This window comes from Labilithrix sp. (assembly GCA_019637155.1).
Lineage (GTDB): Bacteria > Myxococcota_A > Polyangia > Polyangiales > Polyangiaceae > Labilithrix.
In genome coordinates, this window is the sequence record JAHBWE010000016.1 from 19,218 (window position 1) to 43,911 (window position 24,694).

At 71.8% G+C, this 24,694-nt stretch carries 18 protein-coding genes; 12 read left to right on the top strand and 6 right to left on the bottom strand.

The window, feature by feature from the left end; translation table 11 throughout:
* Nucleotides 1-34: 34 nt before the first annotated feature.
* Together KF837_30810 and KF837_30815 are read left to right on the top strand one after the other, a co-directional pair.
* On the top strand, nt 35-1,474 hold the full coding sequence (locus tag KF837_30810) for a hypothetical protein (protein MBX3231756.1): 1,440 nt from the start codon (nt 35-37) through the stop codon (nt 1,472-1,474).
* Nucleotides 1,475-1,574: 100 nt separating this feature from the next.
* Entirely contained in the window at nt 1,575-2,597 is a 1,023-nt protein-coding gene (locus KF837_30815; GenBank protein MBX3231757.1) for a hypothetical protein, read from the top strand.
* Nucleotides 2,598-2,606: 9 nt separating this feature from the next.
* Here the strand turns inward: KF837_30815 and KF837_30820 are convergent, their stop codons facing one another.
* Nucleotides 2,607-4,688 (bottom strand): S8 family serine peptidase, encoded by a 2,082-nt coding sequence (locus KF837_30820; protein ID MBX3231758.1) that lies wholly within the window; start codon nt 4,686-4,688, stop codon nt 2,607-2,609.
* Between the two features lie 92 nt (nt 4,689-4,780).
* A complete protein-coding gene (locus tag KF837_30825) occupies nt 4,781-5,992 on the bottom strand; it encodes a serine/threonine protein kinase (GenBank protein ID MBX3231759.1) in 1,212 nt (403 codons plus the stop codon).
* Nucleotides 5,993-6,049: 57 nt separating this feature from the next.
* Between KF837_30825 and KF837_30830 the strand changes: the two genes are divergently transcribed.
* The 3 genes from KF837_30830 to KF837_30840 all read left to right on the top strand — a co-directional run bounded on the left by KF837_30830 (nt 6,050) and on the right by KF837_30840 (nt 8,421).
* A complete protein-coding gene (locus KF837_30830; GenBank protein ID MBX3231760.1) occupies nt 6,050-6,865 on the top strand; it encodes a hypothetical protein in 816 nt (271 codons plus the stop codon).
* Between the two features lie 44 nt (nt 6,866-6,909).
* A complete protein-coding gene (locus KF837_30835) occupies nt 6,910-7,584 on the top strand; it encodes a hypothetical protein (GenBank protein MBX3231761.1) in 675 nt (224 codons plus the stop codon).
* A gap of 141 nt (nt 7,585-7,725) precedes the next feature.
* Entirely contained in the window at nt 7,726-8,421 is a 696-nt protein-coding gene (locus KF837_30840; protein ID MBX3231762.1) for a hypothetical protein, read from the top strand.
* A gap of 7 nt (nt 8,422-8,428) precedes the next feature.
* Here the strand turns inward: KF837_30840 and KF837_30845 are convergent, their stop codons facing one another.
* Together KF837_30845 and KF837_30850 are read right to left on the bottom strand one after the other, a co-directional pair.
* On the bottom strand, nt 8,429-8,914 hold the full coding sequence (locus KF837_30845) for a hypothetical protein (GenBank protein ID MBX3231763.1): 486 nt from the start codon (nt 8,912-8,914) through the stop codon (nt 8,429-8,431).
* A 34-nt stretch (nt 8,915-8,948) separates the two neighbouring features.
* A complete protein-coding gene (locus tag KF837_30850) occupies nt 8,949-9,512 on the bottom strand; it encodes a hypothetical protein (protein MBX3231764.1) in 564 nt (187 codons plus the stop codon).
* A 149-nt stretch (nt 9,513-9,661) separates the two neighbouring features.
* On the opposite strand from KF837_30850, the gene KF837_30855 reads away from it, so the two are divergent.
* From KF837_30855 to KF837_30865, 3 genes are read left to right on the top strand one after another with little or no spacing between them, the layout of a single operon-like run.
* The gene (locus KF837_30855) at nt 9,662-12,139 is read left to right on the top strand and encodes a PHP domain-containing protein (GenBank protein MBX3231765.1); all 2,478 of its coding nucleotides are present in this window, start codon (nt 9,662-9,664) and stop codon (nt 12,137-12,139) included.
* A 15-nt stretch (nt 12,140-12,154) separates the two neighbouring features.
* Nucleotides 12,155-13,705, top strand: coding sequence for a hypothetical protein (locus tag KF837_30860; protein ID MBX3231766.1), 1,551 nt, complete (start codon nt 12,155-12,157; stop codon nt 13,703-13,705).
* Nucleotides 13,702-17,760, top strand: a complete 4,059-nt coding sequence (locus tag KF837_30865) for a protein kinase (protein MBX3231767.1) — start codon at nt 13,702-13,704, stop codon at nt 17,758-17,760. Before KF837_30860 ends, KF837_30865 begins: the two co-directional genes overlap by 4 nt.
* A 12-nt stretch (nt 17,761-17,772) precedes the next feature.
* Here KF837_30865 and KF837_30870 read toward each other — a convergent pair whose 3' ends face one another.
* Both KF837_30870 and KF837_30875 read right to left on the bottom strand, forming a co-directional pair.
* Nucleotides 17,773-18,108: a hypothetical protein gene (locus KF837_30870; protein ID MBX3231768.1), complete on the bottom strand. Its 336-nt coding sequence runs from the start codon at nt 18,106-18,108 to the stop codon at nt 17,773-17,775.
* 6 nt (nt 18,109-18,114) lie between these two features.
* A complete protein-coding gene (locus KF837_30875; protein MBX3231769.1) occupies nt 18,115-18,702 on the bottom strand; it encodes a response regulator transcription factor in 588 nt (195 codons plus the stop codon).
* Between the two features lie 48 nt (nt 18,703-18,750).
* Here KF837_30875 and KF837_30880 point away from each other — a divergent pair, with 48 nt between their 5' ends.
* From KF837_30880 to KF837_30895, 4 genes are all read left to right on the top strand, one after another.
* The gene (locus KF837_30880; protein MBX3231770.1) at nt 18,751-21,678 is read left to right on the top strand and encodes a DEAD/DEAH box helicase; all 2,928 of its coding nucleotides are present in this window, start codon (nt 18,751-18,753) and stop codon (nt 21,676-21,678) included.
* A 142-nt stretch (nt 21,679-21,820) separates the two neighbouring features.
* Nucleotides 21,821-22,150 (top strand): helix-turn-helix transcriptional regulator, encoded by a 330-nt coding sequence (locus KF837_30885; GenBank protein ID MBX3231771.1) that lies wholly within the window; start codon nt 21,821-21,823, stop codon nt 22,148-22,150.
* Nucleotides 22,147-23,232, top strand: a complete 1,086-nt coding sequence (locus KF837_30890) for a helix-turn-helix transcriptional regulator (GenBank protein MBX3231772.1) — start codon at nt 22,147-22,149, stop codon at nt 23,230-23,232. Before KF837_30885 ends, KF837_30890 begins: the two co-directional genes overlap by 4 nt.
* Before the next feature lie 96 nt (nt 23,233-23,328).
* Nucleotides 23,329-24,681, top strand: coding sequence for a hypothetical protein (locus KF837_30895; protein ID MBX3231773.1), 1,353 nt, complete (start codon nt 23,329-23,331; stop codon nt 24,679-24,681).
* The last annotated feature ends 13 nt before the right edge of the window (nt 24,682-24,694 follow it).

The window sequence follows — 24,694 nt, forward strand, 5'->3', positions numbered from 1 at the left end:
AGCGTTTCTGAAACGCGGCGTAACCCATCCGCGCATGAAGCTCCGCCTCCCGCTCGCGCTCGTCGCTCTCGCGTCGCTCGTCGCGTGCGCGGCGCCCGACACGGAGCCGTCGTCCGACGACGGGAGCAACGGGAGCGAGCCGGAGCTCGTCGCGAACGAAGGCGGCACGCCGCGCGTCCACGAAGAACGCCGCGCGCGCGGTCCGCGCGGGACGACGAAGGTCGCGACGGAGACCGGCGGCGCGATCGAGCTCGATTGGGAGATGATCGACGGCGTCCCGATCACCGAGGGCGACGTGATCGTCCCGACGCCGACCGAGCTCATGTCGGCGACGATGACGGGCCGGCGCTGGCCGGGCGGCGTCGTGCCGTACGTCATCGACGCCAACCTCCCCGATCCGCAGCGCGTGCACGACGCGATCGCGCACTGGCACGCGAAGACCAACGTGCGCCTCGTCGCGCGGACGAACCAGAGCGACTACCTCTCGTTCCGCCCCGGCACCGGCTGCTCCGCCCACATCGGCAAACAAGGCGGAATGCAGGGCGTGAACCTCTCGATGGGCGAGGTCCCGTCGAGCGTCGTCGGCGTCGGGATCAACCGCTCGAACGGCCGCACGTACTACTTCTTCCGCCGCGGCTTCGCGACGATCGGCTCGAACGCGCGCGTCGACGCGTACCAGCCGCACTTCAAGTACACGCTGCCGGGCACGCTCACGCCGTCGAACGTCGTCGAGGTCGCGTTCGCGAACGACGGTCACCTCTTCGCCTGGTACACCGACGGCACCGTGAGCGAGGGCACGCCGACGGACTTCGCGGCGTACCGCGCGCCGGCGCCGTACACGCTCGCGGACGGCAAGGTCGCCGCCGACGTCGCGGCGATCGCGATCTCGCGGACGAACCAGACCCACGTCTTCTACAAGGACGGCACGTTCACGATCGGCACGCCCTTCCGCACCGACGCGACCGCCGCGGCCGCGCCCTTCGCCGTCGCGCCGACGAAGACGATCGCGCAGCTCGCGCACGTCGACGTCGCGTCGAACGGCGACTTCTTTGCATACTACACGGATGGCAAGACGAGCTCCGGCACGCCCGCGGACCTCGGCGCGCGCGCGGCGCTCGCGACCACCGCGTACCCCGGCCACTGCGCGGTCGGGCAGACGATCCACGAGATCGGCCACGCGGTCGGCCTCTACCACGAGCAGACCCGGCAGGACCGCGATCGCTACGTCACGATCAAGTTCGAGAACATCGAGTCGAGCTCGGCCTACAACTTCAACAAGTACTCCGCCTCGCAAGGTCGCGACGTCGGGCCGTACGACTACGAGTCGGTGATGCACTACGGCTCCTATTCGTTCTCGAAGAACGGCCAGGCGACGATCCTGAAGAAGGACGGCGGCACCATCTCCGGCCAGCGTCTTACGCTCTCGACCGGCGACGTCGCGGCCCTCGCAGGGATGTATCCGCCGGCCCCGTAGTAGGCGCCACCCGTTCGGTGACACGTGTCTCCGAGCGAGTGACAGTCACGACCAGCCTACATGTACTTACGGCGGCATGTGGCTTGCTCCGGAGGCGACCATGAGATCGCTTCCTATCCTTGCACTTTGCACTCTTTTCACTTCGCTCGCGGCCTGCTCGTCGAGCGTGGACGACGGCGCCGCGTCGCAGGAGGCGGCGCAGATCGCGGACACGCAGTCGATCGTGCAGCGGCCCGATGGGCTCTTCGACGTCGTCTGCCTCGACGGCCGGCGTGAGGTCGCGAACCAGGACGAGATCCTCGCGAACACCGTCTGCGCGCCCACGTCGGGCTCGTCGGTCCGTGCGATCGCGCTCTCGGGCGGCGACGGACACGCCTGCGCGCTCGGCAGCGACGCGCGCGTGACCTGCTGGGGCTCGGACCTCTACGGCCAGACGGAGGTGCCCGCGAACCTGAAGGCGAAGGCCGTCGCCGCCGGCGGGATCTTCTCTTGCGCGATTCGTCTCGACGGATCGATCACCTGCTGGGGCGGCGGCTCGGTCGGGCAGCTCGACGCGCCGGCCGGTCGCTTCACCACGCTGACGGCGGGTGGGGCCTTCGCGTGCGCCATTCGCGAGAGCGGCGAGCTCGCGTGCTGGGGATACGACGGGGTCGAGCAGACGAACGCTCCGCCCGGACGTTTCACCGCCGTCGACGCGCGTCAGCTCCACGCCTGCGCGCGCTCGGAGCAGGGCCGGATCGAGTGCTGGGGCGACGAGCTCGTCGACATCCCCGCGCTCGCGGGCAGCTTCGTCGACCACGCGGTCGCGACCGTCGGCACGTGCGGCCTGACGAGGGAGCAGGCGATCTCCTGCGTCGCCGCGCCGGGCTACACCCTCGCGCAGCAGGTGCCCGCGGGGCGCTTCTCGAAGATCGCGGGCGGCGCGGCGCACGCCTGTGCGCTCGCCTCCGACGGCAGGATCGAGTGCTGGGGCGGAAACAACGGGCTCGGCGAGCTCGACGTGCCGGCGGGCCGGTTCGCGGACCTGACGACCGGTCTCCAGTTCTCTTGCGGGCTCAGGGCGTCGGGCAAGGTCGTGTGCTGGGGCAGCATCGGCAACATGCCGACTCCGTTCCCGGAGTGAAGGCGGCGCTCACTCGCAGCCTCCCGACTCGCGGTACGTCACCTCCTTCATCGTCGCCGTGAACGTGCCGCCGAGATCGCCGTGCGCGGTCACGGTGCCGGTGAGCTTGCCGCCGGTATCGCTGACCTCGAGCTCCAGCGCCTGGACGACCTCGCTGAAGCTGCGGGTCACCCCCGCGTCGTCCGTGAACGTCTGGTTGAACTTGGGAGTGATCACGCCGAGCCACGGGCCGGTCACCTGGATGTCGATCGCGCCCGGGCGCTGATTGCCCTTGATGACCGGCGGGTCGAAGGTGGGATTGGGAACATCGATACGGAGGGAGCCTTCGAAGCTGAAGACCTCGAGGGTGATTCGCTCGAGCGTGGTCTCGTTCTCCCACGAGAAGCTGGCGACCGTGCGGTTCGGCTCCGAGCTCCCGCTGCGGTTGTTGTCGGGCTTCGTCGTGAACGTGACGTTGTAGTCGGCCGCTCCGCAGAAGAAGCAGCTCCTCGTGAGGTCCTTGCACACGGTCGACGTGCTGACGGACGTGTCGACGTCCGGCGTGCGGCAATCCCCCTTGCCGACCCGCTCGGGGTGAAGCTGCGCCGCGAGCGAGAGCGCCTTCTCCACCGCCGCCGCCGCGTCGAGGCGTTTGCCGCCGAGCGACTGGTCACCGAGCGGCTGCGCGGAGTCGAGGAGGATCTTCTTCGCGAGGCCGCCGTCGAGGCCGGGGAGGACGCCGAACAGGAGCGCGGCCGCGCCGCTGACCATCGGCGTCGCGGCCGACGTGCCGAGGAACATCGTCATGCGTCCGTCCGGCAGGGTGGCGAGGACACGTGTGCCCGGCGCCGCGATCGCGACCGTGCCGTGGACGGAGTCGTAGTTCGAGGCCGCGCGCGCGCCCGTCGCCGCGTTGGTGCCCCACACCGCTCGCGCGCCCGATTCGTCGATCGCGCCGACGCAGATCGCGTTGTCGATCTTCGTCTCCTCGTCGAGACGCGCCGCGGAGCAAGGGACGTAGAACGACGCGTCCGTGTCGTCGTTGCCGGCGCCGATGACGAAGAGCGTGTCGGGCGCGGCCCCCATCACGAGGCGATACGTCCGCGCGATGTTGAAGCGCCAGTCCCCCGTGCCGGTGTGCCCGAGAGAGAGGTTTACGACCCGCGCGCCGGATTGCACCGAATACACGATTCCCCAGAAAATGGCGTCGGTGCGGAGGCGCTTCTCCTCCCGCGTGAGCTCGGCCTCCGTGTTCTCGATGACCGCCGTCGGCGCGAGGTCGTGACGGAGACACGTGAGGCCGCCGAGGTAGCCGGTCATGCCGCCGTCGCCGTTGGGGCCGGCGATGATCGACGCGACCGCGGTGCCGTGTCGAACCGACGACGAGTCGTTGGACTCCGTCTTCTTGGGGCGGCGATCGCGCGCGCCCGCGAAGACGAGGAACGGGAAGCGCTCCCGCTCGACCTTGCCGTCCAGGATCCCGACGACCACGTGCTCGAGGGGATAGTTCTGCGTGTAGAGCGTATTCCACGCGCGCGGGAGCCCGACGCTCTCGTATGCCCATTTGCCGTTCGCGCCGATCGGCGCGTCGGCGGCGACGTCGTAGAGGTCGTGGAAGCTCTCCGCGCCGGTCAGCTTCTCGAGGTCGGTGTCGGCGGGGCGCTCCGGCGCGAGGGCTCCGCTGTCTACTTCGATGTCGCGGTTCACCGCGCGGACGGCGGGATCGGCCGCGAGCTGGGCCATCTTCGCGTCGAGGCCCGTGAGGTCGGCCGCGTCCGAGAACGAGACCATGTAGAAGCCGGCGAACGCGATCGCGCCGATCGTGTCGCCGCCGTACCTCGCGAAGAGCTGCCGCGCGTCGTCGAGGCGCGTGCTCTCGTCCGCGAGCGAGACGAGGAGGACTCCACGCACGTACCGCGTCCCGTCCGGCGCCACGTCGACGGGCGGCTGAGCGTCGTCGCTCGGGATGAGCACGTCGTCGAAGAACTTGTTCGCGACGCACGCGGTCCCGACCTTGCGCTCCGCCGCTCCGCAGCTCACGACGGTGAGGTCGCCCGCCGGCGGCGCTCCCCCACCGCCGCCCGAGCCCCCGCACGCGAGAAATATCCCCACCGGCCCGAGCCCGAGCCAAAGTCGCCGCAACCCCATCGTCGAAACGTAGCAGTCGCCGCGGAAGGCTCGGTCGACGAATCGACCACGGCGTCCTACCGACCGAGCACGAACGCGAACGCAAACACAAACACGAACACGGCGAACAGGAGCGCGCCCGTGACCGCGAGCGCGCTCGTCGCGGGGCGCCGCCGTCGCTCGATCTTCGCGGTCTTCGTCGACGTGACCGCGTCGAGCTCGGCGGCGAGCTCGGCGGCGCTCGCGTAGCGAAAGCGTGGCGAGCCCTGGAGACATCGCGCGATGACGTCGTCGAGCGCGGGCGGGAGCTCCGGCCGCCGCGCGCGGGCCGGGACGTACGACGCGACGGAGGTCGCGTGGAGCACGGGCGGGAACGGGTTCTCTCCCGTCAGGCAGCGATAGAGGAGCACGCCGGCGGCCCAGATGTCCGAGCGTGCGTCGGCGTCGTGACCGTCGCGGAGCTGCTCGGGCGGCATGTACCCCGGCGTTCCGAAGACGTCGCCGGTCTCCGACGCCTGCCGCGCGGCGCCGTCGGACTTCGCGAGCCCGAAGTCGACGAGCTTCACCGCGAAGCCGGCGCCGCGACGCGTGACCATGACGTTGCTCGGCTTCACGTCGCGGTGAATCACCCCGCACGCGTGCGAGGACGCGAGCGCGTCGCAGAGGCGCGCGATGAGCGAGACGGCCTCGTCGACCGGCAGCCGTCCCTTGCGCTTCAGGCGGGCGCCGAGCGTCTCGCCCTCGACGAGCTCCATGACGATGAACGGGAGGCCCATCTCGTTCGTGCCGACGTCGATGACGCGCGGCGCGCCCCGACCGTCGAGCCGCGCCATGAGGTGGGCCTCCTGGAGGAAGCGGACGACCGCGTTCGCGTCCGGGGCGAGCCAGGGATGGAGCGTCTTCACCGCGAGGTCGCGCTCGAGGACCTCGTCCCGCACCGCGACGACGGAGCCCATCCCGCCCTCGCCGACCTTGCGGAGGAGCTTGTACCGCGCCGGCGCGGGCGCCACGACGGGGGCGGGCGCGACGTCACGCGAGCGGGTGAGGCAGCCCTCGACGTCCGCGAAGAGCGACCGGCACGCGGCGCAGCTCTCGAGGTGCTGGCGATGGCGCGCGAGGGTCCCGTCGCCGCCGAGGCCCTCCACGAGCTCGAGGAGCTGCTGGTCGTCGAGGCATGCGTCCTCGTTCGTCCATGGGTGTCCGCTTTCGTTCGCCCACTCCGAGCGCGTGAGGATCCAGGTCGCGGACTCCGAAATCGTGGGGATGGTGGACGAGTCGAGGGATTGCAACCGGGCTCCGTGGTTCCTTGGGTCGGGCACTGCCCTTGCTGCACGGGAGGGGCCAGCATGAACGCGGTGACCCAACGGACGGAAGCGGGGGCCCACCCGGCGCTCGCGCGCGCGTGGGAGCGCGCCCGTGCTCGCTGGCCGCGCGTCCAGCTCGAGCTCGTCACGTACGCCGACTTCGTCCTCGCGCGCGCGCAAGGCGATCTCGAGCGGCGCGCGCTCGAGGACCTCTACCTCGCGTGCGCGTGCGTCGGGCGCGACGAGCACGCCCTCGCCGTGCTCGACGCCGACATCCTGTCCAACGTCGCCGAGTTCGTCGCGACGGTGAGCCGTGAGGTCGTCTTCGCGGACGAGATCCGGCTCGAGCTGACGACGCGCCTGGTGCTCGGCCACGACGGCGGCGCGCCCAAGCTCCTCGCGTACACGGGGCGTGGTGCGCTGGCCGGCTTCGTCAAGGTCGCGGCCCTGCGGCTCGCGCAGACGCGACGGCGCTGCGCGAGGACGACGGAGCCGCTCACCGGCGAGGAGGCGCTCGTCGGCGCGAACGCCGAGCTCCTCCTCACGCGGCGCGTCCAGGCCGACGCGTTCCGGAGCGCCCTCCGCGCCGCGCTCGGCGCGCTCGAGCCGATCGGCCGCGCCGTCCTCAAGGCCCGCTTCCTCGACGGCCTCTCGCTCGAAGAGGTCGCCGCCGCGCATCGCATCAGCCGCGCGACCGCCGCGCGCCGCATCGTCGCGGCCCGCGCCGCGGTCGTCGCCTCGATGACGCACCTCTTGCGCGATCGCTACGGGACGGAGGCGCCGGCGCCGGCCGCGCTCCTCGCCGACGTGCACAGCGAGCTCTCGCTGCGCCTCGGCGACTATTTCGAAAAAGGCTGAGACGGATCGCGAGCCGCGGTCGTCCTCCCGCCGGAGGATCGACGATGCCTGCTCTCCGCTTCCTGCCGTGCGGCATTTTTCTGGCGCTGCTGTGTCTCCCCGCGTGCACGGTCGCGCCCGAGCTCGAGGAGGAGGAGCCGGCCTCGACGGAGTCGGCCTACTTCGGGACGATCCCGGACATGGTCCCGATCTCCGCGCCCGCCGGCGCGGTCGCGTCGTGGGCGCAGCCCGACTCGGAGGGCGCGTTCGATCAGTACGGCTATTGCGGCGCGACGGCGGCGTCGAACCTCCTTCGCTGGTACGGCAAGGAGGTCGCTCCGCGCCGGGCGATCGACGACGGCTGCTGGAGCTACGTCGGGACGACCCCGTCGACGCTCGCGGCGTACCTTCGCGACAAACACTCCGAGCTCGACTGCAGCTACCGGACGCTCGACTTCTACGCCGACGGGCTCGCGACGCTGCGGCGGTCGCTCGAGGCGGGGCGGCCCGTCATCATCCAGTTCATGACGGGCTCGCTGAACGCGCACTGGGTCACGGCGATCGGCGTCCGCGGAGCGGGGGACGATCCCGAGATCGTCGTCATGTCGTGGGCGGGCTTCTACACGCTCCAGTGGTCGCGCCTCCAGGACGCCTGGCGCCGCGCGTGGGGCGGCTACTACCCGCACGTGATCTGCGACGCGGTCTCTCCGCTCGCCGCGGCGCTCCACGTCGACCGGTAGGTCACCGACCGCCGTGATAGGCTCGCGCGTCGTGGGCCGGTGTGTCGTTGCGGTTCTCTTCGTGCTCGCGCTCCCTTCGTGCCTCGGCGGCAACGCGCCGTGGGCGGAGAGTCGACCGTCGAGAGTCGGCTCCACGGAGACGTGCCGCTCGTGGTCGTGAACGACACGAGCCACACGATCTCCTCCATCACCGTGAGCTCGGACGGAGGTCAGATCGACATCGTCTCGCACGGCGCGAGGGTCCCTCCGGGCGAGCGAGTGAGCGCGTCGCTGAAGCCGAACACCTACGCCGTGACCATTAGCGCGGTGCGCGCGGGGATCCTCCATACCGAACGTATTCCGCTTCGCGGCGCCACCGAGCTCGTGGTCCAGGAACGCGCGGCCGCGGCGGCGCCCGCGGCGGCGGGTTTCACTCAGCTCGTGCGGGTCTCGGACGTGGTGGCCCGGGAAGCGAAGGAAGCCGACCGCGCGAGCAAGCGAGCGGAGGCCGAGGCGGACTGCGCCAAGTCGATCCCGCAGAGCGTGGCGCCGTCACCCGGGAAGACCAAGATCACCGGGAAGTGGACGTGCAACTACGGCGGTGCGCGCGAAGGCACCGACTGGGTGAACCTCGTGCAGCTCGCCGATGGGAAGATCACCGCGACCATCGCCGTCGGTGTGGATCGCGGCGCGACGTGGGAGGGAGCGGTCGTCCACGACGAGCTCCGGTTCCGGTTCTCCCGCGTCACCTCCGGCGGCGTGCTCAAGATCGATCCCGGCGGTCGCGCGCTGACGGGCGAGGGCCAGAGCTTCGCCGACGGCCAATGCCATCGCTGGACCCTCACGTGCACGCGCTGACCGCGCTCTAGCGCGTCACGTCGACGAGCACGCGGAGGCGCTTCGAGGGCGACGCCTTGCTCGTCCGTGTCTTCTTCGTCATGAGCGTGACCTCGACCACGTGCGAGCCGACCCTCTCGTCGTCGATCTTCCAGAGGAGCTCTCGCCCGATGGGGCCGCGCGAGATGAACGTGAGCGGTTCGCCAAGCGAGCATCCGGGCGCGAGCACGTACTCGTCGAGGAAGTCTTCCGGCAATGGGGTGAGGATGCCCAGCGTCTGACCGACCCTCACGCTGCCCCTCGCTTGGTCGGCCAGCGAGATGCGCACGTCGGGAGCCTCATCCAGAGCAACGGACGCCGCGGGCGCGGCCGACGACGCGGCGGGCGGGGGCGACGACGCGGCGGGCTCGACCTGGGCGGCGGAGTCGGTTGAGCCGGAGGCCGAGACCTGCGCCCTCCCACAACCCGCGACGAGCGCGAAGACGGCGACCACCGCTGCCGGACGTGACGTCATGCGCATCGCGGGATGCTACGCGATCGCGCGTCGATCAGGGCGGAGAGAAGACCCCGCTGTTGCCGCACGCGAACGGACGACGCGTGACCTCACGCGTGACCTCGTAGTCGCAGAGGCGGTACGTCGACCGCGCCACGGACTCGAGGAGCTCGGTCGTCGCTCTCCCGGTCGCCTTCTCCACGTCGCTCGGCTGCGGGCACTCCGGTCCCGGCGACTGCAGGACGTACACGACGCCGAGATCGGCCGTGCGGAGGAGCGTCTCTTCGGGATCGAACGGCTTGGTCGCGAGGCGGCCACCGGTGCGACCCGGCGTGAGCTCCTCGAGCGCGTTCGCGCGGAGCTCTTCGAAGGTCTGCTCCCCGGGCCGGTTCCGCTTCACTCCCTCGAGGCGATAGAAGCAGAGCGGCGTGAGGTCCTGCCGGCTCCACGTCGTCCTGTCCACGTCGACGGCGCGCTCCTCGCGCTCGACGAGGTCTTCCGACGGGCAGCCGCCGAGGTCCTCCATCGCGATCTGGATCGAGTCCTCTTCCTCCTTCGTGTACGAGTAGTCGCAGCCGAAGAGCACGAAGAGGAGAGCGGCGGAGGTGCGCGATGCCATGGCGCCAGGATGCGCCTCCTCGCCGGCCCGCGCGTTCAGCCCCGCGCCTACCGCGTGCATCCACGCGCCACGAGCACCTCTTTCATCGCGCGGGCGACGCGTTGTCGCGGGATGTATCCGCCGGCCCCGTAGGCGCCTATCATCGAGGCTTGTCCGACGAGGGGAGAAGCTCCCGTGACATCTTCGGCGTCGCGATCGTCGCGGCGCTGATCGCGCTCGCGGTCGCGTTCGGCGCGCAGCGCGGCAAGCGCACCCTCGCGGTCGTGACGCGCAGCGGCGACGTGACCGTGCTCACCGGTACGTTCGCGAAGTTCCAGCTCTTCCCGACCCAGGGGCGGATCGAGGTGTCGGCCAAGGACGGGCGGAGCCAGGTCGAGATCGAGATGTCGCTCGTCGTCGACGGCGTCGAGCGCCCGCTCGCGATGCGGCGCGGCGACGTGCACGTGAAGGACAAGTCCACCCTCGTCGGCGACTTCCCGATCGAGCTCGGCGACGAGCGGGCGACGGGCTCGCTCGAGCTGCGCATGGACCCCGCCTCGGACCTCGTCACCGCGAGCCTCGCGGTGGCGCACGAGGCCGGCAGCTCCGACCACACCTACGCGCTGCGCTTCGGCCTCGCGCCGGAGGGGCGCTCCGTGTTCGTGCCGGGCAACGGCGAGATCGGCGACACCGCGAACATCCAGGCGCGCACCGTCGTCGTCGACGACGAGGTGCATCCGTTCGCGTTCCTCTCCACCCAGGGGCCGCTCTCGATCGTCGAGTCCGCGCCGGACACCGACCGAGAGGGCGCGCGCCCGCGCCTCGTCCTCTCGTCGCGCACGGAGACGGCGATGCGCCGCGCGACCGGCACCGCGCCGGGGAAGCCCGCGCGCCTCGACATCGGCATCCTCGTCGGCGCCTCGAGCCAGGCGGTGTGGGGGCGCCTCTACCAGCTCGTCCGCGTGAACGTCGCCAAGGTGACGGGCCAGGTCACCGGCTCCTCCGAGCGCGCCCACGTCATCGGCCTCGATGAAGAAGGGCACCCGCTCCTCCGCACCGTCGTCGATCCGAACGGCCGCTTCTCGCTCGACGCGCCGGTCACCTCCGTGCAGTGGATCGCGGCGCTGGAGGCGGTGCACACGAGCCTCCCGGTGCGCTACGCGCCGGGCTCGGCGTGGGAGCTGAAGCTCGACGTCTCCGCCGGCGGCGAGCTCGCGGTGAAGGTCTTCGACGCCGACACGAAGCTGCCGCTCATCACGCGCCTCATCGTGAAGGGGATCGACGGCACGCTCGATCCGAGCTTCGGCCCCGACTACCGCGCGTCGGGCGCCGGCCCGCTGATGGACGTCCTCGAGGGCGAGGTGAAGACGCCGCTGCCCTCGGGGAGGTACCGCGTCTCCGCCACGCGCGGCCCGGAGTGGAGCATCGACTCGCAGGTCGTCGAGATCGTGAGCGGGCGGACGAAGCAGATCGAGCTCGCGCCGCGCCACGTCGTCGCGACGCCGGGGCTGGTGGGCTGCGACCTCCACGTCCACGCGCGCCCGAGCTTCGACTCGCCGGTCACGGCGGAGGACCGCGTCCTCTCGCTCGTGTCGGCGGGCATCGACTTCGCGGTGCCGACCGAGCACAACATCATCGGCGACTACGGGCCGTACATCGAAATGCTCCGCGTCGGGAGGCAGCTCTCGTCGGTGCCGGGGATCGAGGTCACGACCTACAGCCCGCGCTTTGGCCACTTCGGCGTATTCCCTTATGGCACGAACAACGGAGTACCGCCGTTCAAGGGGACGAGCATCAACGCCGTCATCGCCGCGTCGCGCCGCGGCGGCGGCAAGGACGTCGTCTTCCAGGTCAATCACCCGCGGCTGCCGCAGAACATCGGTTACTTCAACATCATCAACTACGACTCGAAGACGGGGCGCGGCTCGAGCAACATTCCGCAGTTCGACACGCTCGAGGTCTACAACGGATACGAGCTGCACCGCCGCGAGCTGACCGAGCGCGTCATCGAAGATTGGTATTCGCTCCTCAACATCGGGCGAAGGATCCCCGCCACCGGCTCGAGCGACTCGCACCGCATCCAGTACCAGTGGGCGGGGTATCCCCGCACCTTCGCGATCGTGGACCCGCGCGCGGCGGGCGACGGCGGCGGACCGATCGACGTGAAGGAGGTCGTCGCCGCGATCAAGAAGGGGCGGAGCATCGTCTCGAGCGGCCCCGTCGTCGACTTCGAGCTCGTCGAGGGCGGACGCAGCGCGCGCCCGGGCGAGGAGCTCCCGCGCGGCGGCGCCCTGACCGCGCGGCTCAAGGTCCGCGCCGCGCCGTGGCTCGACGTCACGTCGGTCGAGATCCTCGGCGGGACGACCCCGCCGCCGCCGAGCACCCACGGCATGAACGCGGCGTCGACGGTCTCGCTCTTCAAGGCCGCGGTGCAGTCCAAGCCCCTCCAGCTCGGGCGCGAAGAGGGGACCCTCGAGGAGGCGCAGGCGCGCACGCTGCGCTTCGAGCAGGAGATCCCGATCAGCGTCCCCGAAGGCACGCACTGGGTCATCGCCATCGCCCGCGGCGAGCGCCCGATGGACGACGCGCTCCCGTTCATGCCCATTCAGCCGCTCGCCTTCACGAATCCCGTCTATATCGCGCACTGAGCACCGGAACCCTCGATGAAGAGACTCTCCCCACTCGTCACGACGCTCCTGCTCTCCGCGTGCGGCAGCGATCCGGAGGCCGTCTACGTCCCGCTCGACGCGTCGTCGTCGTCGTCGTCGTCGTCGTCCTCGTCGTCGTCCTCCTCCTCGTCAGGCCAGATCGAGCCCGAGCCGGACGCCGGGCACGACGCGGGGCCGCCGTTCGGGTATCCGCGGCGCGTGCTCCGGCCGACGAACGGCGAGGCCATCGGCGTGATCGGCGTCACGCGCGGTCCGTCGCCGCACGTCGTCTACTACTTCAACACGAGCGGCGACGACTTCGATCTCGAGGCGGTCCCCGTCGTGGGCGGCCCGCCGATCGTGCTCCAGGCGAAGATCGGCGGCGAGGACTTCGCGTACGTGACCGGCGGCGTGGTCGCCTGGTACAGCGGGACCGACGCGCAAGGCATCGCCGACGCGATCCACATCTGGACGCCCGAGAACGGCACGAAGACGGTCGACACGCTCACCCACGACGCGTTCGTGTTCGGGAGCCGCGACGGCACGCGCGTCGCGTTCAGCGTCGACGCGACGGAGGACGCGACCGACATCGCGGTGACGACGACGGCGGAGCCGACCGCGACCGCGCCCGCGCTCACGGGCGCGAACGCGATGAACTGGGCGGCGAACCTCCAGGGCTGCTTCGGCTCGCTCGGCTTCGTCGGCGATCGCTTCATCGGCGCGTATTGCACGGGCGTCTCGCCGACCACGACGCAGCCGCGGCTCGTCACCGTCGATCCGACCGGCCCCGCCGTCCTGCGCGTCGACGACGCCGTGCCGGCGAACGACATCTTCGCCGACTGGCGCTCCGACCCGACCGGCACCAAGATCCTCGTCACGACGCCGGCGTTCGAGGGGCGGCTCCTCGTCGCCGACGGGCCCACCACGACGAGCGGCTCGATCGGCGTCTTCGACGGCGCGGTGGTCACCGGCGCCGGGCTCGTCGTCTTCAACGCCGGCGGCCTCCTCAAGAAGGCGACGTTCGCGGAGACGCCCGAGGTCACGACGATCCTGCCCGACGTCACGACCGCGGAGCTGATCGCGGTGGTGAAGGACCACGCGATCTACAGCACGCAGCGGAGCGGCGACACGAGCGACCTCCACGTCGTCGACGTCACGAGCGCGACCCCGACGCCGTCCGTCATCCTCGCGCCGACGACGGGCACGTTCCGCAGCTCCACCGGCGACGGCTCGCGCCTCCTCTTCTTCTCTCCGCTCGGGTCGACGACCGGTCACCTCAAGTCGGTCCCGCTCGCCGGCGGCGCGTCGCTGAGCCTCGATCCGAGCTCGCTCGGCGCGGTCTCGGCCGACCTCGGCAGCGGCGTCCTCACGCTCACGTCCATCGCCGCCGTGACTCCGGGCGCGCCGCCCCGGCGCTTCGTCTTCAAGTACGTCGACGCCGCGAAGGGCGGCGCGCTCGAAGACGCGGTCTCCTTCGTCACCCGCGCCGACTTCGGCATCATCAGCGGCAAGACGTTCGTCTTCACCGACCTCGACGTGGGCTTGTTCGCCGTGGACCTCCCGTGAACACGACGTTCGGGCGCTACCGCCTCCTCGAGAGGCTCGGCCAAGGCGGCATGGCCGAGGTCTTCAAGGCCAAGAGCTACGGCGTCGAGGGCTTCGAGAAGGTCGTCGTCATCAAGCGCATCCTCCCCGAGCTCGCCCAGTCGGAGGAGTTCGTCTCGATGTTCATCCACGAGGCGAAGCTCGCGGTGCGCCTCTCGCACGCGAACGTCGTGCAGGTGTTCGACCTCGGCCTCGCCCCCGGCACCGTGCACGGCGGGATGCCGACGCCCGACGCCTACTACATGGCGATGGAGTACGTGAACGGGCTCGACCTCGCCACGCTCCTCGCGCGCTGCCGGCGCTCGCAGACGCAGGTCCCGATCGAGATGGCGGTCTACGTCGCGGCCGAGGTCGCGAAGGGCCTCGACCACGCGCATCGCCGCCGCGACGAGCAGAACCAGCCGCTCAACATCGTCCACCTCGACGTGTCGCCGCAGAACGTCCTCCTCTCGCTCGAGGGCGAGGTGAAGGTCACCGACTTCGGCATCGCGAAGGCGCGCGGCGCGCTCGAGGCGGCGGAGGTGGAGGACACGCGCTCGCACCGGCTCCAGGGCAAGTACGGCTACATGAGCCCGGAGCACGCGTCGGGCGACGCGATCGACGCGCGGAGCGACCTCTTCTCCCTCGGCGCGGTGCTCTACGAGATGCTCACCGGCGTGAACCCGTTCACCGCGCCGACGTCGTTCGAGACGCTGCGCCGCGTGCAGGCCTGCGAGTACCCGCCGCTCGAGCTCCTCCGCGCCGACATCCCCGCCGAGCTCGTCACGATCGCGAAGATGGCGCTCGCGAAGGAGCCGAACGATCGCTTCGCCGACGCGGGCCGCATGTACGAGGCGCTCCTGTCGTTCCTCTACTCGCAGCGCCGGCGCTTCAGCGCGCACGATCTCGCCGACTTCCTCGGCAGCTTCCGCGCGCCGGAGGAGACCGCGCCGAACGTCGTCCTCGACGCGGAGCAAGGCCCGTCGCAGGAGCGCACCCCGGTCGAGGTCCCCGCCTCGCGCCGCGATCTCCCGTCCGTCACGAAGGTCGAGGTCGCGGGGCCCGTCGTCGACGTCGAGCGCGCGGCGGAGCTCGGCGAGCGCCGCGAGGTCACCGCGCTCGCGATCGAGCTGCCCGCCCCGCGCGGCGCGTCGCTCCCGCCGGCGGGGGAGGGGACGTCGCTCGGCGAGCGCGCGGCGGAGACGATCACGCGCTACGGCGGCCGCGTCGTCACGCGCGAGGTCGAGCAGATCACGGCCCTGTTCGGGGTGGACGATCCCGACGGACGCGACACCGAGATCGCGACGCGCTGCGCGCTCGTCGTCCTCCGCTCGCTCGCGGGCGCGCGCCAGCCGAGCGCGGGCCTCCACGTCGGGCGCATCCACGTCTCGAGCGACGGTAAGCCGACCGAGGACGAGCGGCTCACCGCGCTCGTCGCGACCGCGCGCGACCTCGCCCGCGTGCGCGAGGGCATGTGCGCGATCAGCGCGTCGGCGATGCGGCAGGTCCGCAACCTCTTCGTCTTCGACACGCTCGCGGAGTCGCGCCCCGGCGTGAGCGCGACGACGACGCTCCTCGTGAAGGAGGTGCGCGGCACGAGCGAGGCGTTCGGCAAGTTCGTCGGCCGCCGCGACGAGCTCCGCGTCGTCGGCGAGATGCTCGCCTCCGCGACGCGCCGCACCGCGAGCGTGCTCACCGTCCGCGGCGATCACGGCACCGGCAAGTCGCGCCTCCTCTACGAGGTCGAGCGCCGCTTGCAGAAGGGCGGTTACAACGTCGGCTGGTACCTCGCGACGTGCCTGCCGCGCGGCACCGACCTCCCGCTCTCCGGCATCCAGGGCATGCTCCAGACGCTCTGCGGGATCGCGGAGGGCGACGCCGAGTCGCGCATCCGTCAGGTCGGCCCGCGCCTCCGCGCGCTCGGCCTCCAGGACGACGAGGTCTCCGCCGTCCTCGCGACGCTCGGCGCGGCGAGCTCGGGGAAGCGGCCGCCCGCGGCGGGCAACGCGAAGGGCGTCCTCGCGAACGCGTTCACGCGCATCGTGCAGCGCCTCTGCGAGGACCGCCCGCACGCGTTCGCGTGGGACTCCGCCGGCTCGATGGACGCCGACAGCTACGCGCTCCTCGACAAGGTACTCGCGCGCATCCCGCAGGCGCGCGCGCTCATCGTCCTCTCCGCCCGCGCGGGGTTCAGCCATCCGCTCGAGAAGCTCGCGTCGCACACGCGGCTCGATCTCACCGACCTCAAGCCGGAAGAAGCGGAGAAGCTCGTCGCGGTGCGCCTCGGCGTGAGCCGCGTGCCGCCCGAGCTCCTGCGCTTCGTGCGCGAGCGCGCGGGCGGCCATCCGCAGATGATCGAGGAGGTCCTGAAGGCGCTCACCGAGGCGCGCGCCGTCACCGCCGCCGACGGCAGCGTAGTGACGATGAAGCTCGTCGGGCAGGACCTCTCCCTCCCGAAGACGCTCCGCGGCCTCGTCGCGTCGCGCATCGCGCGCCTCGATCCGCGCGCGCGCGCGATCTTGCAGTCCGCGGCCGTGCTCGGCGATCCGCTCAACGCGGCCGTGCTCGGGCAGATGACGAACGCGGAGATGGTCATCCTCGACAAGTCGCTCGCGGTCCTCAAGGACCACGGCTTCCTCGTCCAGACCGGCCCGCTCGAGCTCCGCTTCGCCTCGCCGACCGTGCGCGAGGTCGTCGTCGACGCGCTCACGGCCGAGGCCGCGCGCGAGATGCACGCCGCCGCCGGCCTCGCGCTCGAGAACGCGCTCGGCGCCCAGGGCGCGGAGCCGGCCCACCCCGCCGAGCACTCCGCCCGCATCGCGACGCACCTCTACTCCGCGGGCGAGCGCGATCGCGCCGCGCTCTGGTTCGCGCGCTCCGCCGAGCGCCGGCTCGAGGCGGGGCAGTACGACTCCGCGACGCGCGACTTCGCGCGCGCGATCGAGCTCTCCGATCTCTCGACCCGCGACGCGGAGGTGGTGCTCGGCTGGTTCGGCGGGCTCGCGAAGTCGGTGCCGTTCACGGGCGCGATGCCGGAGGCGCTCGAGATCTGCGAGGCCGTGATCGCGCGCGTCGATCAAGGCTCGCCCGCCGGCACGCCGGAGGGCGATCGCCGCCGCGTCCGCGTGCGCATCGACGCGGGGCGCATCCTCGGCACGGTCCACCTCTTCGACGCCGCGCGCGCGCAGCTCACGAGCGCGGAGGCGATCGCGCAGCGTCACGCGGAGCTCGTGAAGTCGGCGCTCGTCGCGGCGGCGGAGCTCGCCGGGCGGCAGGGCGACTTCAAGCGCTCGCTGACGCTCCTCGAGCGCCTCCAGACCGCGCTCGGCACCTCGAACGACGAGCCGGAGAAGAAGGCGGAGGAGCACAAGCTCCTCGTGAGCCTCGTCCAGGCGAACGCGGCGACGGGCGATCACGCGGCCGCGATGCGCCACTTCGAGCGCGCGTGCGCGGTCCTCCCCGACGAGCCGACCGCGATCTGCGAGCGGCACAAGCTGAAGGCGCTCATCGACTACTTCGCGCGCGACTTCCGCGCCGCCGCGCTCGACTCGGAGAAGGCGATCGACTGCGCGCGCGGCCTCGGCCTGCAGTACGAGGTCGCGATCAACCTCCACAACCTCGCCGACGCGCTCGTCGTCCTTCAGGACTACCCGCGCGCGTACGGCGCGCTGAAGCAGTCGGTCGCGCTCTGCGACGAGCTCGGCTACGAGCGCCTCGCGAGCCACAACCGCATGTTCCTCGCGTTCCTCGACGCGCTCGCGGGCGATCCCGACGCGGACAAGATCCTGATGCAGGGGATCCGCTACGCCGAGTCGAACGACTTCACGTGGGACGTCCTCGGCGGGCGCCAGCTCCTCGCCCGCCTCCACGTCCAGCGCGGCGACGCGGACGCCGCGCGCCTCGAGTACCAGAAGCTCCGCGACCTCGCGCGCGCCGCCGGCAACCGCCTCATCGCCGACGACTGCGGCACCGCCCTCCGCGCGATGGGCGCGCCGGTCAGCTACCCGCCGCCGCCGATGCCGCCGGGCGAGAGCTGAGCCTCGTCACGCTCAGCACTTGCACGGTACGTCCGGCAGCCCGCCTTCCTTGCACTGCGCCGCCTTGAGGTCGGTGATGCACTTGTCGACCTCCTCGTCGGTGCAGACGGACGGGTTGTCGAGGTCCTCCTTGCGCTTCTCCTTCACTCCGTCCTTCGTCCTCTTGATGCAGTCGTCGTCGCCGCCGGGGTATGCCTGCAGGTACTTCTCCTCTCCGTAACACTCCCTGCCCTTCGCGCAGATCGCGGGCGTCGTCTTGTCGATGACCTCCTCGGCGGAGGGGTTGGGAGAGCACGCGACGAGGAGCGGAAGGAGGAGGACGGTGGAGCGGGAGAGTGTCTTTTGCATGATGCCTCAGTGTTGGTTCAGGAGATCGATCGCGAGGAGCGAGAGGTTCGTGTAGTCCGTCTTCTGCAGCAGCCGGCGGACGTGCGTCTTGAAGGTGTTGTGCGCGATGCCGGTCTCTTCGATGTAATCTGCACGCGTCTTGCCGCGGACGGCGAGCTCGAGGATCTCGACCTCGCGGCTCGAGAGGTTCCAGCGCTGGCGCGCCTGCTCGCAGATCGCGTGCGCGCGGTCGTGCGTCTTTCGCCGGACCGCCTCCGCGACGAAGGGCGCGAGCTCGCTCGAGCCGCACGGCTTGCTCACGAAGCGCGCGTCGAGCGTCGCCGCGGAGTTCACCGTCTCGTGGTCCATCGCGCCGGAGAGGACGACCGCCGGCGCGGCGATGCCTCGCCCGCGGAGGTTCGCGAGGAAGTCGAGGCCGGAGCCGTCACCGAGCCGCACGTCGATGAGGAAGCCGTCCCACTCCTTGCTCAGCTCGCGCTCCGCCGTCGCTCGCGACGGGGCCTCGATGCACGCGCCGTAACGGTTCAGCATCTGCCTCAACGCACGGCGCACGAGCGTGTCGTCGTCGACGATGAGAAAAGAGAGTCCCCCCATAATTGTCGCAGACTACCCCAATGCGGCGCCCGTGCTAAGCACGCGTTGATGCTCGACGCCGTTCGGAAGGCCTGCCTCCCGGCCATCTGGTCGCAGGGGGTCAAGCTCGCGCGCGAGAACGCCGTCGCGCGCACCTCCGAGAGCGACGGTGAGGCGACGTTCCGCGTTCGCGCCGCCACGCACCCCGTCGCACCGACCGTCACGCTCTACTTCGAGGACGAGGAGTGGTCGTGCGACTGCGGCGGCAAGGTCGATCCGTGCCCGCACGTCGCCGCCGCTGCGATCGCGCACGAGAGCTTGCCGAAGGGCGCGAGCGCCGCCGCCGAGAGCGCGGCCGCCACGATCGGCTATCGCCTCGCCGCGCGCGACGGGCGGCTCACGCTCGCGCGCGTCATCGTCCGCGCCGGCAAGCCGGACGAGCCGATCCGTGGCTCGGTCGCCTCCGATCCGTTCCGGATCAAGAACCGCGATCTCGCGCCGACGCACGACGACGTCCGGATCGATCGCGTCGTCGCGTCGACGTCGCGCGATCAGGTCCCGCTCGAGCGCATGAGCGACGTGCTCGACGCGCTGTCGAGCGCGGCCGACGTGACGCTCGACGGCGCGCCGATCCGGACCTCCTCCGAGCGCGTCAAGCCGCGCGCGACGGTGAGCGACGCGCCGAACGGCGGCTTCACGCTGAAGGTCGAGAAGGACCCGCGCGTCGAGGCCGTCGTCGCGCTCGGCGTCGCGAAGGTGAGCTCGATCCTCCGGCCCCTCGGCGAGACGTCGACGACGGGCGAGCGGCTGGAGCGCCTCCCGCTCGTGCGGACGTTCGCGCGCAACGAGGAGACCGAGCTCGTCACCCGCGTCATCCCCGAGCTCGAGAAGTCGATCGAGGTCACGATCGCGACGACACGCCTCGCGAAGAAGTCCGTCCACGCGCGCCCCCGCATCGAGCTCGACCTCTCGCACGTCGAGGGCCACACGCTGAGCGTCCTCCCGCTCCTCGTCTACGGCGATCCTCCGATCGCGCGCGTCGACGGCGATCAGGTCGTCTCGCTGAAGCGCGGCGGCGACGTGCCGGTCCGCAAGCTCGATCAGGAGCGCGCGCTCGTCCAGCGCCTCCGCGCGGAGCTCGATCTCGTGCTCGGCCGCCGCGTCCATTTCCAGGGCGCGGAGGCGACGCGCTTCGCCGCCCGCATCCGCGCGTTCCAGGACCTCGTCGGCGAGCACGAGCACGCGGAGGTCTTCGAGGGCGCGCCGCTCCACGCGCGCCTCGTCGTCACCGACGACGGCGCGTTCGACGTCGAGCTCGAGAGCGAGGTCGTCGACGACAAGACGGGGCAGCGCAAGAAGGCGGACCTCGCGCTCGTCCTCCGCGCGTACAAGGACGGGCTCGACGTCGTGCCGCTCGACGGCGGCGGCTGGGCGCCGCTCCCCGCGGGCTGGCTCGCGCAGCACGGCGCGCGCGTCGCCGATCTCCTCGCCGCGCGCGATCCCGAGACGAAGAAGCTCCCGCGCGCTGCCTTCGTCGATCTCGCCGCGCTCGCCGACGCGCTCGGAGAGCCGCGCCCCGCGGTGACGAGCAAGCTCGCGCCGGTCCTCGACGGGTTCGAGGGGATCCCGAAGGCGGCGCTGCCGGCGGACCTCCACGCGACGCTCCGCGACTACCAGGCGCGCGGCGTCGACTGGCTCGCGTTCTTGCGCGGCGCGGGGCTCGGCGGCGTGCTCGCAGACGACATGGGCCTCGGCAAGACGCTGCAGGCGATCTGCGCGCTGCCGGCGGGCAGGCGCGCGCTCGTCGTCTGTCCGAAGAGCGTCGTCTACAACTGGCAGGCGGAGCTCGCGCGCTTCCGCCCCGGCCTCTCGGTCCACGTGTTCCACGGCCCGACGCGCGCGCTCGATCCGAAGGCCGACGTCACGCTCACGACCTACGCCGTGCTCCGGATCGACGCGGAGCTCCTCGCGAAGGAGAGCTGGGACACCGTCGTCCTCGACGAGGCGCAGGCGATCAAGAACGAGGCGAGCCAGACCGCGCGCGCGGCCTTCGCGCTCTCGGCCGACTTCAAGCTCGCCCTCTCCGGCACCCCGGTCGAGAACCGCCTCGAGGAGCTGTGGAGCGTGATGACGTTCGCGAACCCCGGCCTCCTCGGCGGGCGCGCGAGCTTCCAGGATCGCTATGTGTCCCCGATCGCGAGTCACGACGAGGACGCGGCCGCGCGGCTCCGCGCGAAGATCCGTCCCGTCGTCCTGCGGCGGATGAAGCGCGACGTGCTCCCCGAGCTCCCGCCGCGCACGGACGTCGTCCTCCACGTCGAGCTCGATGAGGAGGAGCGGATCGTCTACGACGCGGTGCGCGCGGCGACGAAGAAGGAGCTCGCGGCGAAGCTCGCCGAGGGGGCTGGGGTCCTCGCCGCGCTCGAGGCGCTCCTCCGTCTGCGCCAGGCCTCGTGTCACTCCGCGCTCGTGCCGGGACAGAAGGCGGAGGGCTCCTCGAAGGTGGAGGCGCTCCTCGGCGCGCTCGAAGACGCGGCCGCGGGCGGACACAAGGCGCTCGTGTTCTCGCAGTGGACGAGCCTCCTCGATCTCGTCGAGCCGCACCTTCGCGCCGCCGGCATCCGCTTCACGCGCCTCGACGGCTCGACGAAGGACCGCGGCGCGGTCGTCGACGCGTTCCAGGATCCGAGCGGACCGCCCGTCCTCATCGCGTCGCTCAAGGCGGGCGGCACCGGCCTCAACCTCACCGCCGCCGATCACGTCTTCCTCCTCGATCCTTGGTGGAACCCCGCGGCCGAGGATCAGGCCGCCGATCGCGCGCATCGCATCGGGCAGGACCGCCCGGTGATGGTCTACCGCCTCGTCGCGAAGGACACGGTCGAGGAGCGGATCCTCGCGCTGCAGGAGAAGAAGCGCGCGCTCGCCGACGTCGCGCTCGGCGAGGCCGGCGCCGCCGCCGGCGTCACGCGCGAGGACCTGCTCGCGCTCCTCGAGTGAGTCTTCTTGCTCTCCCGCCGGGGTCTCTCCGCGCGCGGGGCGCGCTCCGCCGCCCCGGGCCCCCGAGAGGGCGGGAGTCGCGGGGCTGCGGAAGAAATGACTATTCTCGGCTCGTGCGCGGGGTGGAAGAATACGGGCCGTCGTGGCCGTCGGGGCGTCCACCAAGAAGAAGCGGGTGCGGCCGGAGCTCGCAGCTCCGGTCGGGCTCGCCGCGGCGCGCCTGGCGGCGGGCGTCGACGAGCTGGTCCTGTTCACGTGGCCGGGCTCGCGCGACTCCGATCCGTCCGGCGTCACGCTCAGCCGCGCGGAGCGTGAGGTGCTCGCGGGCGTCGTCCGCGGCGCGTCGAACCGCGAGATCGCGCGCGCGCGCTTCGTCTCCGAGCGCACCGTCGCCAACCAGGTCGCGAGCGTCCTCCGCAAGGTCGGGGCGCGTTCGCGTTACGAGCTCATTCGGCGCTTCGCGGAGACATGATCGCCGGTGACCGTCGCGCGTCGCGGATCGTCGAGGCGGCCTACCGCTGGGCGCCGACCGACGAGGCGTGGCTCTCGGGCATCGCGGACGCCGCGTCCGCGCTCGACGTCGGCGGCGGCGTGGCCGCGTACATCGTCGCGCTGCGCGGCAAGCCGTGCCTGACCGCGCGCGCGGTGAGCGGCGCCGCCGCGTCCGACGTCGACGCGATCGCGGCGCTGACGTCGTCGTTCTCTCCGCGCCTCGCGCGCGCGATCTACGAGCCGACCGAGTTCGCGGGCAACGCGGCGCACCGGCTCGAGCGCCTCGTGGCCGCGTTCGGCACGACGCGCACGGAGGTGGAGGACCGCGCCGGCTGCGCGTTGCCGGCGATGTGGGCGCTCATCGGCGGCGACCCGCGGCGGCGCGCGGTGAACGTCGCCGTCTTCGGCGCCGGCCGCGTCACGGCGACCGACCCATACCCGAAGCGCCGCATCGCCCGCCGCCTCGGCCTCGTCGCCGCCCACCTCGGCGCCGCCCTCCGCCTTCGCGACACCCTCGCACCCCCCGCCACCACGACGCGCCGCCGCGCCGCCGCGCCGCCGGCCGAGTCGGCGCTCCGCGCGAGCGGCCGCGTCGCCGTGCCGCCGGCCGCGGGCGACGCTGCGACGGAGGCGGTGCTTACGCCGAGCGGGCGCGTCGTTCATGCGGTGGGGGCGGCGGTGTCGCATCGTCGCGAGCTCGCTGCCGCGGTGCAGCGGATGGAGCGCGCGAGGTTGCGTCGCACGTCGGACGCGGAGGCGCTCGAGCTCTGGCGCGCCCTCGTCGCCGGTCGATGGTCGATCGTGGAGATCGACGAGCGCGACGGGAAGCGCCTCCTCCTCGCGCGCAAGAACACCATCGACGGCCACGAGCTGGCGACGCTGGACGACCTCGAACGCGACGTGGTCTGGCTCGTCGCGATGGGCCACTCGCTCAAGTACGTCGCCTACGAGCTCGGCATCTCCGTCCAGACGGTGACCCGCCGCCTCGGCCACGCCCTCCGCGCCCTCGGCGTCGCCAGCCGCCGCGACCTCGTGCGCTTCTTCGCCGGCCAGCGCGCGTGACGCCGGGGTGTTGCGACTTTCGACGACGGGCGCCGCGCCGCTCGAGGGGACGGTGTGCGCGGTGCGCCGCGCGAAATCGTCTCTATACTTCCTCGGGTGCGTCGGCTCTTGCTCGGCGGTCTGGTCTCGGTCCTCGCGCTCACCGCTTGCGAGCGGCCGTACCTCGGGAAAGACGGCAAGGTCTATTTCCCGGAGAAGGGCCTCCACGGCGCGTCCGTCATCACCGAGAACGGCGTCGAGTTCCACGATCGCCTCGACGTCCCCGAGCGCGTCGTCTCGAAGGACCCGAACGAGCCGTGGCGCGCGCCGCTCGGCTTCATCCTCCCCGCCGACGGGCGCTTCACGCAGACGAGCAAGCCCCACGTCCTCGCGACGCCGGGGCTCGCGATCGTCGTGCGCGCGAGCGACACGCGCGTGCCTTCGTGGGGCGGCGAGGTCCTCGTCCGCGTCGACGTCATCGCGCCGGCGGCGGAGGGCACCGCGCGCTGGGGCGAGAACGTCGCGATCGTGTTCGACGGCACGAGCCCCGACACGACCGCCCTCGCCGACGTCGCGCTCGAGCGCCTCGCCGGTCGCGACCGCGTGTCGATCGTCGACGCCCGCGGCGCGCGCATGGTCGTCCCCGCGATGCCCGCGTCGAACCGATCGATGGCCGTCGCCGCGCTCGGGACGCAGATGCGCGGAGCCTCGCGCGCGCCGCGCAACCTCCCCGCCGCGATCGCCGCCGCCGGCCGCGCCGTCGCCGGCGCGAACGTCAACCAGCGCGTCCTCTTGCTGACCGATCAGGGGCTCGGCCCGGCCGACGCCGCCGCCGTCGAGCAGCTGAAGCAGCGCGGCGTCCACGTCGCCGTCGTCTCGACGCGCGGCGCCCTTGACCTCGACGAGCGGAGCGAGCAGGTCCGCGAGGCGATCCCGGCCGCGGGCATGACGATGTTTCGCAGCGTCTCGCTCACGTTCGAGGGGACCCCCGCGCCGTCGCACGTGATCGAGGTGTCGGGCGGCGAGGCGGTCTGGCGCCTCGACGCGGGCGAGGTCATCCTCGGCAACGTGCGCGCGGGCGAGGCGCGCACCGAGATCCTCCGCGTCACCGTGCCGGCGTGGGTGCCGAACGAGAAGTTCCACTTCACCGTCACCGCCCGCGTCGACGACCTCACCTGGGGCGGGCCGCGCGAGTTCTCCGCCGAGGTGCCGTGCGTCTACGACGACGACATCGAGCGCATCGCGAAGTCGCGGCACGGCGACGTCATCGCGTACGCGTCGGCGATGGCCACGCTCCGCCGCATCGATCGCGCGTTCGCGGGGCAGGAGGTCACCCGCGCCGGCGGCCTCCGCAAGATCGCCGAGATGCACGCGCGCTCGATGCAGCTGCTCGCGCGCGACACCCGCGACTTCGCGACGATCGAGCAGGCCGACATGCTCGCCGCGCTCCTCAACGCGACGCGGCCATGAGCGACGTGAGCGA